The following is a 12,250-nucleotide window of genomic DNA, read 5'->3' on the forward strand; positions in this document are numbered from 1 at the left end:
TTTAATTTTCAGATTATGGATTTTAAAGCAAAGGTACTGGCAGGTATTCCTTCAACATTGCCAGCAAAGAGGGATAGAAATCCCATGTTCAACCATGCGCCGGTAAGGAGATCGGTCTTAAATACCGAAGAGAAAAAACTGAGTATTAAAAATGCTTTACGTTATTTCCCGAAGGCCTGGCATCCGGATCTGGCGCATGAATTTCTGGCCGAACTGGAAAATTACGGACATATTTATATGTACCGTTTTATGCCCGATTATGCCATTCATGCAAGACCGATTGCTGAATACCCTTGCCGTACACCACATGCGGCAGCCATTATGCTCATGATCCAGAACAATCTGGATCCGGCCATAGCGCAGCATCCCGAAGAGCTGATTACCTACGGGGGTAATGGTAGCGTGTTCCAAAACTGGGCCCAATATCTTTTAACAATGCAGTACCTTGCTACCATGACCGATGAGCAAACGCTGAATATCTGCAGTGGGCATCCGCAGGGATTATTCCCCTCCAATGCCGCGGCACCACGTGTTGTGGTGACCAATGGCATGATGATTCCTAATTATTCCTCGCCCGAAGATCTTGAAAAATTTAATGCTTTAGGCGTAACCCAATATGGACAAATGACAGCGGGTTCGTATATGTATATTGGCCCTCAGGGCATTGTACATGGTACTGCTATTACTTTGATGAATGCTTTCCGTAAAAAAGGGTTTCATGGAAAAGAAGTTGCCGGAAAAATCTTTTTAACGGCTGGTTTGGGGGGGATGAGTGGTGCTCAAACCAAAGCAGGTAACATTGTTGGCTGTATTACGGTGTGTGCTGAAGTAAATCCGAAAGCTGCAATAAAAAGGCATGAACAAGGTTGGGTAGATGAGCTGGTTGAGCATTTGGATGAACTCGTAAAACGGGTTTTGTTGGCCCAAAATGAAAAACAAACGGTTTCATTGGCCTATATCGGTAATGTGGTGGATGTTTGGGAACGTTTTGATCAGGAAAATATTGAAGTGACCATTGGTTCTGACCAAACTTCTCTGCACAATCCATATGCTGGGGGGTATTATCCGGTAGGTTTAAACTTTGCTGAGGCTAATGAAATGATGGCCGATGCGCCAGGCAAATTTAAAGTTTATATACAGGAATCGTTAAAAAGACAAGCAAAAAGCATTAACAACCATACGGCTAAGGGAACTTATTTTTTTGATTATGGAAATGCCTTTTTGTTGGAGTGCAGTAGGGCAGGTGCCGATGTAATGGCACCAAATGGAATAGATTTCAGATATCCATCCTATGTGGAGGATATTTTAGGCCCCCTATGTTTCGATTATGGTTTTGGCCCATTTAGATGGGTTTGTGCTTCAGGCGATGAAAAGGATCTTGATTTAACCGATCGCATAGCGAAGGAAGTGATGGAAGAAATAAAGCTTACTGCACCCTCAGCAATACAGCAACAACTGCAGGACAACATCAACTGGATTACAGCAGCTAAAGAAAACAGGTTGGTAGTAGGGTCAAAAGCCCGGATTTTATATGCCGATGCCGAAGGAAGGGCAAAAATTGCCGGGAGATTTAATGAAGCGATTAAAACAGGTAAATTATCAGCATCCGTAATCCTGGGGAGAGATCATCACGACGTAAGCGGAACGGATTCTCCTTTTAGAGAAACGAGCAATATTTATGATGGCAGCAGGTTTACAGCCGATATGGCTATTCATAACGTGATAGGTGATAGCTTTAGGGGGGCAACCTGGGTTTCGATCCATAATGGGGGAGGCGTAGGCTGGGGTGAGGTGATAAACGGTGGTTTCGGGTTGGTATTGGATGGAACTGATGAAGCCAAAGACAAATTGCAGAACATGCTTTTTTATGATGTAAACAATGGTATTGCCAGAAGGAGCTGGGCACGTAATAAAGAAGCCCGTTTTGCTATCGAACGTGAAATGGCACGTACAGCTAATTTGAAAATTACGCTGCCAAATTTGGTTGATGATGAAGTGCTGGATGGCTTGGAAATAGAGTAGGCTTTTAAGCGAAATGCCATTATTGTCATGCTGAACGCAGTGAAGAATCTTTCCTGCCTAGAGAGAAAGATTCTTAGTTTCACTCAGAATGACAGGCTAAAAATTTAACTCGCGCTTGCGAGCACCTTTATGATCTTTGCGGTAAAAAGCTCGGTTAACTAACGCAATGGCAAAGTAAAATGAAAAACAGAACCCTTACCTTCTTCACTTTCAGCCCATATTCTGCCACCATGTCTTTCTATAATTTCTGCACTTAAATAAAGTCCGATGCCAAAACCAGAGATGGTATGGTTGCCTTGTACACGGTAATAACGTTCGAAAAGTTTCTCGATATCTTCCGGCTTTATCCCTATGCCCTCATCCTTAATCTGCACTTCAACTTCATTCTCAGTTGATTTACAAGTGATCTCTATACGCGTGCCATTATCCGAATATTTTATTCCGTTACTGATCAGGTTGGAAATTACATTGCCGATTTTATCCCGGTCTGCATTAATGTCTACCCCACAGGTCGGGTGTAATATAATCTGATGAGAAGATTGCGAAATATAGGTTTCCTCAATGGTTTCTTTCAACAGCTCATCTAAATTAAAGTTTGTTTTTTCGATCAGTAACTTGCTGGATTCCAAACGTGATACATTTAAGAAACCATTGATCATGGTCGTCATTTTTCTGATCTGGCTATTTGTTTTTTCCAGCGCGATCATCTCATAATTGTCTCCATCTTTTTTAGCCTTACGCTGCAAAACCTGGACAAAGCCGTTGATGGCTGTTAATGGTGTTTTTAGTTCGTGACTAACCATCCCGATGAAATCATTTTTGCGGAGCTCATCTAGTTTTTGCTCCGTGATATCGATAAAGAGCCCGGAATACTCTGTCATATGGCCATGCTGATCTACAAATACCCTCCCGGTTGCCCTAACCCATTTTTCTTCACCCGTAATTAAATTCGTTATCGGATATTCATTGTCGCTTGAAGAATGACTATTCAGTGCGTTAGCCAAAGACTTATTCAACATATCATGATAATCGGAATGGATTGCGCTCATCATATCATCCATTTTAGCAGGCTCATCAAGTGGCAGGCCAAGTAAATTTTTGACAAATCCAGATACCGTAATTTCGAGGGTTTTAGGGTCGATGCTCCAGGTACCCATTCTTCCGGTATCAATGGCCTGGAGTAATCTTTCCTCACTATCAGCTAACTTTTTGGTGTATTGGATGAGGTCTTCATGTGTCTGGGCAAGTTCTTCGTTTGTAGCAGCCAATTCCTCATTTGCAGCTGCCATTTCGATGTTGATATCCTGCAACTCTTCCTGGTAAAGTTTTCGTTCGGTAATATCCGGACTTACTGAAGCAATGGCAGTTATTTTATCTGTTTCCTGATCTTTTATGGCAAAACCATTCCATTCAATCCAAAAAGGATTTCCAGTTATTTCATTCCAGAAACGGATTTCCTGTTTGAAGTTAATACCCTGCAAAACTCCAGGTAAAAGTTTTTCAGCAGCAGGCCTGTCTGCCGGGAAAATAACCTCCAGTATATTTCGGTTGGTAATATTTACCCAACCTAATTTTCTTAATGCTGCAGGGTTTAAGTATTGGATGGACATATCTAAACCAACCAAAGCAATAAATTCTGAACTGGCTTCGATGAGTTTATTGAGATTTAAACGCTCCAGTTCAACTAATTTTCTTTCGGTTATATCAATACAAGAACTGATATAACCTGCAAAAGATCCATCTGCGTGGAAACGTGGCGGACCATTGGCAAGAAGCCATCGGTAATCGCCTTTTCTGGTCAGGATCCTAAATTCGCCGGTAAATGCTATTTTATCCTGAAGGGCTGAAAGGTAAATATTCAAATACCGATCGTGGTCTTCAGGATGGATCAGATCGGCCCAGCCAAAAGCAAGCAGATCTTTCATCGATCTGCCAGTTAAGGTTGTCCAGGGTTTGTTAAAATAGATCGCATTTCCATGTTCATCACCAACGGCAATAAAAATATCGGTACCTTCAGCCATAGTTTTGAAGCGTTTTTCGCTTTCAGACAGTTGGTTAAACCGTTCTAAAACCCTCAATTCGAGTTCGTTATTTAAAACATGTAACGTTTCCTGTGTTTCCTGTAATTCTTCGTTTGTGGCCACCAGTTCTTCATTCGTTGCCGCAAGTTCTTCAACTGTGGCCGCGAGCTCCTCGTTCAGTACCTGTTCCCGCTGTAATGCTTCTTCCTTTTCTTTCTCTCTTTCTAATGCCTCACGTCTCAGCACCCGCTCGCTTACATCAACCGCAGTATGTAAAATACAAGTGGTCTTACCTTCATCATTTTTGATGGCCCGGTATTCAAAATCAAAATAAAAGGTCTTTAGCTCCCCGTCGATAATCAGGTCGGCAGCGGTATCTTTTCCCGAAATCACAAGGCCTTCCAGCCAAACCCTTCTAAACATCTCAATAAAAGGCTGTCCTTTTAACTCAGGCAGGGCATCTTCAAGCGATTTTCCGATCACCGTCCTGTCTTTCCCCCAAATTCTGAGCATGGCATTATTTGCAGTCTGTATAATGGCCGTTTCTCCAACATGAATGGCCGTTGCAGTATGGGTATAGTTAAAAACTTCTAATAATTGATCATTACTTAAAAAGGGACTGGACTGACTCATTCTGAAATTTTACGACGTGATCTAAAATAGTTATTTTACTTAAGTTTCAAAATAAAAACAGACTTAAGAAGGATTTTTTCAATAGAAACTATATACTAACCATAACCTCTTTAAAAAGGTTTTTGATTAAATTAATTTCTGATGCATATTGCGTATTTTTTCTACAACCAAAGTATAAAGTATTGGTGAGTTTCGATGTGCCCTCCCAAATTATCTTTATTTTTTCATCTTCAACTTCTTTTTTGCAAAGAAAATCGGGGATGATCGCCAGGCCCTTTCCTCCAGATAAGCAGCGGATAATCGAATTGAGATTAGGTACAATGTAGTTTGGACGGAAATCGGCACGCTTGCCAAAGTTAAGCTGCCAAAAACGTAAGAGGTGCTCCATATCGCCAGCAGTACCATACCATTTTTGCTGTTTTAACCAGGTCTCCATTCCTGATAGGTCTTTATTTTTAACCAATGCATCAAAAGTTTGTACATCGGTACCTATTCCGCTAACTAAAACGATGGTTTCGGAAGAAAAGGCATCATGTTCTACATTTGGCGAACTGCCTTTTTGCGGGGTAATAATGAGGTCTAAAATGCCTTTGTCCAGTTGATCCAACATCTCCGGATATTCGCCAAAACGAATAATGACATTAAACGGAAGGGTAGAAATATATTGCTCAAGCGTAATCTGAAAAGTTTCGAAACACATACCTACGCTAATGGTCGGGGTGTGCTGCTCTGTACTTTTCTGAAAATGTTTTTCTGCATCCTCCAGTTTGATCAAAGGTTCTATAATAAAATTGTATAATACTTTTCCTTTTTCGGTAGGAATCATTTTCCTGCCTGTTCGTTCGAACAGTTTATAACCTACGTAACTTTCCAAAGAACTTAAATGCAAACTTACTCCAGGCTGTGAAATAAACAGGTTTTCAGCTGCACCAGTTAAAGTTCCTGTTTTATAAATTGCCTTAAAACTTCTATACCATTCTAAATTAACCATATCGCCAACTATTATAATTCTGATGCAAAGCTATGAATTAACTTATTTTAATGATGCATAATGTTGCTATAATTTTGTCTCAACAAATAGTAAAGAACAAAATGACAAAAATATTTATAATCAATGCAGGACAAAAATTTGGTCATTCCGGCGGCCGGTTCAATGAAACGATAGCGAATGCTACGCTAGATTTCTTCTCTTCTCAGAAAGGATTTGAGGTAAAAACAACCAATATCAATCACAAATACGATCCAAAGGAAGAAGTAGAAAAGTATGTTTGGGCAGATGTTGTCATTTACCACACCCCAATCTGGTGGTTCCAGTTGCCACATGGATTTAAAAAATATATAGATGTGGTATTTACTGAAGGGCATAAAAATGGGATTTACATTAGCGACGGGCGCAAAGCTGAAAATCCAACCCGGAATTATGGTACCGGTGGCATGTTGCAAGGTAAGAAATATATGGTCACATCATCATGGAATGCGCCTAAAGAAGCATTTACCTTGCCAGGAGAATTTTTTATGGAAACCAGTGTGGATGAAGGTGTTTTGTTCGGTTTCCACAGGATGAATGCCTTTACCGGAATGGAACAAATACCAGGAATTCATTTTCATGATGTAGAAAAGAATGCAGATATTAGGACTGCACTTAAATTGTACCAGGAACATTTAACCCAAAATTTTTTAAATACAGCAATATATGAGCATTCATTTAACAGCAATAGTTAAAAGCAAAGCGGAAACCGTAACGGAATTAAGAACCATGCTGCTGGATATGGTCGCAAATTCGCGCCAGGAGGAAGCCTGCATTCAGTACGATCTGCATGAGTCGGCGAGTGATTACATTTTTATTTTTCACGAGGAGTGGAAAGATCAGGCAGGTTTGGATCTCCACAACGAGCAGCCCTATCTCGTAAATTTTGTGGCGCAAGCTGACCGGTTAACTGATGAGATCATCATCCATAAAACAGAAAAATTAGCCTGATTATCGTTTGGTATACTTAGTGGTTAAGGAGGAACCTGCAGAAGCAATGACAACAAAGGCCACTGCAAAACACTCTTTTAAGCTGAGGTATTCCTGTAAAAAAACAAGTGCAGCTAATGAAGCCATAGCAGGTTCCAGGCTCATTAAAATACTAAAGGTTCGGGCGGGAAGCTGCTTAAATGCTTTCATTTCCAAGGTGAAGGGTATGGCGCTTGATAATAGTGCAAGTGCCGCTCCCAACCCAGTTAATTTAGGAGTTAGCGAGCTTAAACCGCCACCAAAAATGCCAAAAGGCAAAATGACTATGGTGGCAAATAACATTCCAATGGCAACGGCATCACCTCCTTTCATAATTTTGGAAATTCTACCGCCCAAAATGATATAAAACGCCCAGAAAACACCAGCCAAAAGCGCCAGCAGTACGCCCGCTAAATTAAGTCCTGTGCCCGTCCATGGGGTGATTAATACAATGCCTGTTGCAGCAAGTACCACCCATAGAAAATCAATAGGTTTTTTCGAACCAAAAATAGCAAGTCCCAGTGGGCCAACAAATTCTAAAGTTACCCCTAAACCGATCGGAATCCGGGCGATGGCCATATAAAAAACCATATTCATTACCCCTAAACAAACACCATATAGGATCACGTATTTCCATTGTTTGGCATTAAGTTTAAATAGGTTTGGTCTAAAGGCAATTAGTAAGATTACAGCAGATAAGCCGATCCGTAAAGATGCTGTTGCGGCAGCCCCGATTTGTGGAAAAAGCCCTTTTGCAATTGCCGCCCCACATTGCACACTAATAATGGATAGTAAAACAGCAGGTATGGGCGGAATATTAATTTTGCTTTTCATCTGGGGCTCGTAAATGAGGCGCAAAATTAGGGAATTATAGACCGATACTCATTTAAAATAAAAAAAGGAGAATCAGATTACGCTGCTTCCCCTTTATATTATAAGCTGAAGTTATTAAGAGAACAGTTCCTGTTCGTCCCTGTTTTCTGTTGGAATTTTCTTTAAAAAATCATCAAATGCCGGACCTTCATTATCAGAATATGTTCCGTAAGCATCTAATACATATCCAATATTTTTTTCTTTATCTTCTATCAGATACAATACTGAATTGTCTGCAGGGTCTGAATCTCCTTCAAAGCGGTAGGTTTTAACAATAGTTAAATCCTCTGGTTTGTAAATCTTACCCAACGATTTACTTTGCATCTTACCGTGATCAGATATTTTTAGTTCGTTATCTTTTCCTTTCAGCCTCAATTTTTCTAAAATTTGACTTAAAGTGTTCATTTCATTTGGCTGTTCCATAGTTATACTATTTTATACTGTTTAAACAAGTGGCATTCGAAATGGTTTTGCCATCATTCTTTTTAAAGCAAACTAAATGATTGCCAATGTGTTCTTGTTTAAACTAAATTTTAATCATATGAAAAAATATCTTTTAAGCCTGGCAATTGCAGGTGTTGCGCTTGTAAGTGCCTGTACAAAAACGGAGAAGGAAATTGCAATGGCTACCTTAACCGAAACAGCTGACAATACGAAAACCATTGGAACGGCAAAGTTTTATCAATTAAGCGATGGGAAAATTAAAATGGATATTGAAATGAACTTTGCAGCAAGGGCAGATAGCAATGTTGCGGTACACTTTCATGAACATGGCGATTGTGGCAATATGGGCGAGAACACTCACGGTCACTGGAATCCTACAAAAGAAGCCCATGGAAAATGGGGATCGGCAGCTTACCACAGTGGCGATATTGGCAATATCATGTTAGATGGTAAAGGACATGCCACACTTTCGGTTACTACCGATAGGTGGAGCATTAAAGATGGTGATATTAAAAATATTATTGGCAGGGGAATTATTGTACATGGCGGTAAAGATGATTATACCACGCAACCTACGGGTAACTCAGGGCCAAGAGTGGGCTGTGGCGTTATTGAAGCCGTGAAGTAGTTATATTGATATAATCGTCATTGCTGACGATTTTTTTGAGCGGTTAAATTTTTAGCCGCTTTTTTATGCAATTTCATAAGGGTTATCATCATCATTAAAAAATCTAAATCATTATGGCAACTCTAAACGAATCTCAAGGCGGCAAGGCCGTAAAAGGAAGAACCAAAAAAGCAACACCAAGGGTAGATCTTACTGCAATGGTAGACCTGATGTTTTTATTAACTACATTTTTTATGCTCACCACAACGCTGAGCCAGTTAAATGCTGCTGATATTGCTAAGCCAGATAAGACGGATATTAACATGGTAGAAAACTATCCCGAATCACGCACCATGACCATTGTACTGGGTAAAAATAACAAGGCCGTTTCTTATATGGGGACTATTGAAAAAGCCAACATGAAAGTGACCCCTGTGGCAAGTCTCCAAAAGGAAATTGCCTCGAATAAGCTATTGGTGGCAGCTACCCATCAGCATAATCCATCCAAGTATATGATTGTGATCATTAAACCAGGCAAAATGGCCAAGTTTCAAAATTTTGTAGATGTGGTTGATGAAATGAAAATTGCAGATATTAAGTCTTATAGCATCGATGATGATCATTTCGCCGAAAAAGAATTGTCGTTTATGAAAAATAATAGGCTTTAAGACATTTATTCCTAAGAACCACCTGTCCAAATTTTTTGTGGTGTTGGATGTTACCATCCGGTACAAAACCGAAAGTTAAATATGTATGTTGTTTTTTGGAAAGCAAATACAGTAGCTTCTTTTAATGCCCGTCCTGCTTTTTGCTTCAATCTTTTTTGCCTTCACGCTAACTGCGGTAAAAGCTCATTGAGGGAGGCAAAAAAGGATTTTCGCGCCAATCAGGTTTAGACAGGTGATGTTTTTGCTGCTATTGCCGGAAAACTACAGTGCTTCAAGTATCTGCTTTTGAGGGGAGATGTTCTTCCTAAGGACCACCTGCCTAACTTAAATAAACCTGACAGGAGCGAACGCGGAGCGCAGCGAAGTAAAGCGGATGGCGGGGCGGTCGGAACCAAAGCATGACGAACCCTGCTTTTCAAAAAACAGTTTTACTGCGGTTTGTAAACCACTAAACTTACAGCTGGGAAAATTTAGATGTAAGTTGGCAAAATAAAACAGGCGTTCTGCCATGTTGCAAAACGCCTGTTTTTATGATTTATTAGAAAATTAAATACCGAAAGCAGCTTTAACCTGATCTACGTAATCTAATTTCTCCCAGGTAAACAAATCAACTGAAACGGTTTTTTTTTCACCGTTTGGAGTTCTGAAAGTTTTGGTAACGGTTTCTGGTGTACGGCCCATGTGTCCGTAAGCAGCAGTTTCGCTATAAATTGGGTTTCTTAATTTTAAGCGTTGCTCAATAAAGTAAGGACGCATATCGAAAATCGATTCTACAATTTTAGCAATCTCGCCATCCGTTTTACCTACTTTACCCGTTCCGTAAGTATTGATATAAATACCCATTGGCTTTGCAACACCGATAGCGTATGATACCTGAACCAAAATTTCGTCGGCAATACCGGCAGCCACTAAGTTTTTAGCGATGTGGCGGGTAGCATAAGCCGCACTTCTGTCTACTTTACTTGGATCTTTACCAGAGAAAGCTCCACCGCCGTGAGCGCCTTTGCCACCGTAAGTATCAACAATAATTTTTCTACCGGTTAAACCCGTATCGCCATGCGGACCGCCGATTACAAATTTACCGGTTGGATTAATGTGGTACTCAATTTTATCGTTAAATAAATGTGCATAAGCCGGGTTGTTTTTGATGATTCTTGGAATCAGGATGTTTACCAGATCAGTTTTGATTTTGGCCAACATTGCAGCTTCTTCATCAAAATCGTCATGCTGTGTAGAAATTACAATGGCATCGATGCGAACCGGTTTGTTGTTATCATCATACTCTAATGTAACCTGGCTTTTTGCATCCGGGCGTAAATAGGTAATTTCGTTATTTTCGCGGCGTAAAACAGCCAGTTCCTGTAATAATTTATGAGAAAGGTTTAATGCCAGGGGCATGTAATCTTCAGTTTCGTTGGTTGCATAACCAAACATCATACCTTGATCGCCTGCACCTTGTTCTTCTTTACTGCTTCTATCTACACCCTGGTTAATATCCTGCGACTGCTCGTGTATAGCTGATAAAATACCGCAAGAGTTGGCCTCGAACATGTATTCGCTTTTGGTGTAACCAATTTTCTTGATTACATCACGTGCAATCTGCTGTACATCTAAATATGTTTTAGATTTTACCTCACCTGCTAAAATAACCTGACCCGTAGTTACCAATGTTTCGCAAGCTACTTTTGATTCCGGATCGAAAGCCAAAAAGTTGTCAATTAATGCATCCGAAATTTGATCGGCGATTTTATCTGGGTGACCTTCAGAAACAGATTCTGATGTAAATAAATATGACATTTATTAAATAATTAATGATAAATAAACAAATTTATGATTGCCAAACCCCTTGGAAACAGGTATTGAAATGATTGAAAGGAGGCATTAGCAATTTTTTTAAGTGGTTGCAATCCGGTCCCGAGGTATCGGGATAGCAAATCAATCCACTTTTTACTGTCGCAAAATTAGCATATTTTCTTTATTTCAAAAATTATAGATTATTTTGTGCACTCAATCTTACACTTTGCACACAAAGATCAATATCCTCTTTATCATAAACCCTATCTCTGGTGGGAGAGGGAAACTGCGTATTCCAGATTTTATCGACAAATACCTGGATAAGGAAAAGTTTAGCCCCAATTTCGTTTTTAGCGAATATGTGGGGCATGCCGGCGAACTGGCAGACGAAGCCGCCACCAAAAATTTTGATGTAATTGTTGCTGCAGGTGGCGATGGCACCATAAACGAAGTTGCTACAAAAGTATTAAAGCACCATAAAATTTTAGGAATTTTGCCGCTGGGATCAGGCAATGGTCTTGCCCGCTTTTTGAATATTTCTAAAAACTTAAGGTATGCGCTGTCCATCATCAATGATTTTAAGATTGATGAAATTGATACAGCCGAGTTTAATAAAAAATGTTTTTTCAACCTGGCCGGAATGGGATTTGATGCCCATCTGAGTGCTGTTTTTTCTAAAGACAAAAAACGAGGGCTATCAGGTTATGTAAAACTGGGTTTTAAGGAGGTTTTTAATTATAAGGCGCAAACTTATCATTTGAATATCGACGGTACAGAATATACCAGAAAAGCCTTCGCCATCAGCGTTGCCAACTCATCGCAGTATGGAAATGATGTTTACATCGCACCAAATGCTTCGGTAAAAGACGGGTTGCTGGATATTTGCATTATTAAACCTTTTCCAATAATAAAATTGCCACTATTGGGTTATGTAATGTTAAGAGGAAAGGCCGAAACATCAGATATGATTGAAATTATTAAGGGTAAAAATATTAAGATTACAAGAGAAGCTGCGGGAGCGGTGCATGTAGATGGAGAGCCTTTGCAAATGGGCGTGGAGATTCAAGCTTTGGTGAATCCACTCTCGTTAAAAGTAATTGTTCCATAGTTTAGTTTGGAGTTGAGGGCTTGGAGTTTTGAGCCGGACTGAAGATTAATCATGAGCCATAAAACTATCAACCATTGATGAATA

11 protein-coding genes are annotated in these 12,250 nt (G+C 39.9%); 6 read left to right on the forward strand and 5 right to left on the reverse strand.

Features of this window, described 5'->3' with window-relative positions:
- Positions 1 to 15 precede the first annotated feature (15 nt).
- Positions 16 to 2,022 carry a urocanate hydratase gene (locus tag ABEG20_RS19365; protein WP_406824876.1) on the forward strand — a complete coding sequence of 669 codons (2,007 nt, stop codon included), beginning with the start codon at positions 16 to 18 and terminating at the stop codon, positions 2,020 to 2,022.
- Between the two features lie 158 nt (positions 2,023 to 2,180).
- On the opposite strand, the gene ABEG20_RS19370 is transcribed toward ABEG20_RS19365, so the two are convergent.
- Both ABEG20_RS19370 and ABEG20_RS19375 read right to left on the reverse strand, forming a co-directional pair.
- Positions 2,181 to 4,676: a PAS domain S-box protein gene (locus ABEG20_RS19370; RefSeq protein ID WP_406824877.1), complete on the reverse strand. Its 2,496-nt coding sequence runs from the start codon at positions 4,674 to 4,676 to the stop codon at positions 2,181 to 2,183.
- An 88-nt stretch (positions 4,677 to 4,764) separates the two neighbouring features.
- A complete protein-coding gene (locus ABEG20_RS19375) occupies positions 4,765 to 5,667 on the reverse strand; it encodes a LysR family transcriptional regulator (protein ID WP_406824878.1) in 903 nt (300 codons plus the stop codon).
- Between the two features lie 101 nt (positions 5,668 to 5,768).
- On the opposite strand from ABEG20_RS19375, the gene ABEG20_RS19380 reads away from it, so the two are divergent.
- Positions 5,769 to 6,398, forward strand: a complete 630-nt coding sequence (locus ABEG20_RS19380) for an NAD(P)H-dependent oxidoreductase (protein ID WP_406824879.1) — start codon at positions 5,769 to 5,771, stop codon at positions 6,396 to 6,398.
- The gene (locus ABEG20_RS19385) at positions 6,370 to 6,654 is read left to right on the forward strand and encodes a putative quinol monooxygenase (RefSeq protein WP_406824880.1); all 285 of its coding nucleotides are present in this window, start codon (positions 6,370 to 6,372) and stop codon (positions 6,652 to 6,654) included. The genes ABEG20_RS19380 and ABEG20_RS19385 overlap by 29 nt, the downstream gene beginning before the upstream one ends.
- On the opposite strand, the gene ABEG20_RS19390 is transcribed toward ABEG20_RS19385, so the two are convergent.
- Both ABEG20_RS19390 and ABEG20_RS19395 read right to left on the reverse strand, forming a co-directional pair.
- Positions 6,655 to 7,506, reverse strand: a complete 852-nt coding sequence (locus ABEG20_RS19390) for an EamA family transporter (RefSeq protein WP_406824881.1) — start codon at positions 7,504 to 7,506, stop codon at positions 6,655 to 6,657.
- A 114-nt stretch (positions 7,507 to 7,620) separates the two neighbouring features.
- The gene (locus tag ABEG20_RS19395; RefSeq protein ID WP_387506625.1) at positions 7,621 to 7,968 is read right to left on the reverse strand and encodes a hypothetical protein; all 348 of its coding nucleotides are present in this window, start codon (positions 7,966 to 7,968) and stop codon (positions 7,621 to 7,623) included.
- Between the two features lie 118 nt (positions 7,969 to 8,086).
- Between ABEG20_RS19395 and ABEG20_RS19400 the strand changes: the two genes are divergently transcribed.
- Positions 8,087 to 8,617, forward strand: coding sequence for a superoxide dismutase family protein (locus ABEG20_RS19400; RefSeq protein ID WP_406824882.1), 531 nt, complete (start codon positions 8,087 to 8,089; stop codon positions 8,615 to 8,617).
- A 113-nt stretch (positions 8,618 to 8,730) separates the two neighbouring features.
- Positions 8,731 to 9,264, forward strand: a complete 534-nt coding sequence (locus tag ABEG20_RS19405) for a biopolymer transporter ExbD (protein WP_406824883.1) — start codon at positions 8,731 to 8,733, stop codon at positions 9,262 to 9,264.
- A gap of 546 nt (positions 9,265 to 9,810) precedes the next feature.
- On the opposite strand, the gene metK is transcribed toward ABEG20_RS19405, so the two are convergent.
- A complete protein-coding gene (gene metK / locus ABEG20_RS19410) occupies positions 9,811 to 11,061 on the reverse strand; it encodes a methionine adenosyltransferase (protein ID WP_406824884.1) in 1,251 nt (416 codons plus the stop codon).
- Positions 11,062 to 11,284: 223 nt separating this feature from the next.
- Between metK and ABEG20_RS19415 the strand changes: the two genes are divergently transcribed.
- Positions 11,285 to 12,166 (forward strand): diacylglycerol/lipid kinase family protein, encoded by an 882-nt coding sequence (locus ABEG20_RS19415; RefSeq protein ID WP_406824885.1) that lies wholly within the window; start codon positions 11,285 to 11,287, stop codon positions 12,164 to 12,166.
- Positions 12,167 to 12,250 lie beyond the last annotated feature (84 nt).

It is taken from the genome of Pedobacter sp. KACC 23697 (assembly GCF_045348445.1).
GTDB lineage: Bacteria > Bacteroidota > Bacteroidia > Sphingobacteriales > Sphingobacteriaceae > Pedobacter.

Coding starts and splice junctions, on each gene's coding strand:
- ABEG20_RS19365 (WP_406824876.1), top strand. CDS start 16: ATGGATTTTAAAGCAAAGGTACTGGCAGGTATTCCTTCAACATTGCCA.
- ABEG20_RS19370 (WP_406824877.1), bottom strand. CDS start 4,676: ATGAGTCAGTCCAGTCCCTTTTTAAGTAATGATCAATTATTAGAAGTT.
- ABEG20_RS19375 (WP_406824878.1), bottom strand. CDS start 5,667: ATGGTTAATTTAGAATGGTATAGAAGTTTTAAGGCAATTTATAAAACA.
- ABEG20_RS19380 (WP_406824879.1), top strand. CDS start 5,769: ATGACAAAAATATTTATAATCAATGCAGGACAAAAATTTGGTCATTCC.
- ABEG20_RS19385 (WP_406824880.1), top strand. CDS start 6,370: ATGAGCATTCATTTAACAGCAATAGTTAAAAGCAAAGCGGAAACCGTA.
- ABEG20_RS19390 (WP_406824881.1), bottom strand. CDS start 7,506: ATGAAAAGCAAAATTAATATTCCGCCCATACCTGCTGTTTTACTATCC.
- ABEG20_RS19395 (WP_387506625.1), bottom strand. CDS start 7,968: ATGGAACAGCCAAATGAAATGAACACTTTAAGTCAAATTTTAGAAAAA.
- ABEG20_RS19400 (WP_406824882.1), top strand. CDS start 8,087: ATGAAAAAATATCTTTTAAGCCTGGCAATTGCAGGTGTTGCGCTTGTA.
- ABEG20_RS19405 (WP_406824883.1), top strand. CDS start 8,731: ATGGCAACTCTAAACGAATCTCAAGGCGGCAAGGCCGTAAAAGGAAGA.
- metK (WP_406824884.1), bottom strand. CDS start 11,061: ATGTCATATTTATTTACATCAGAATCTGTTTCTGAAGGTCACCCAGAT.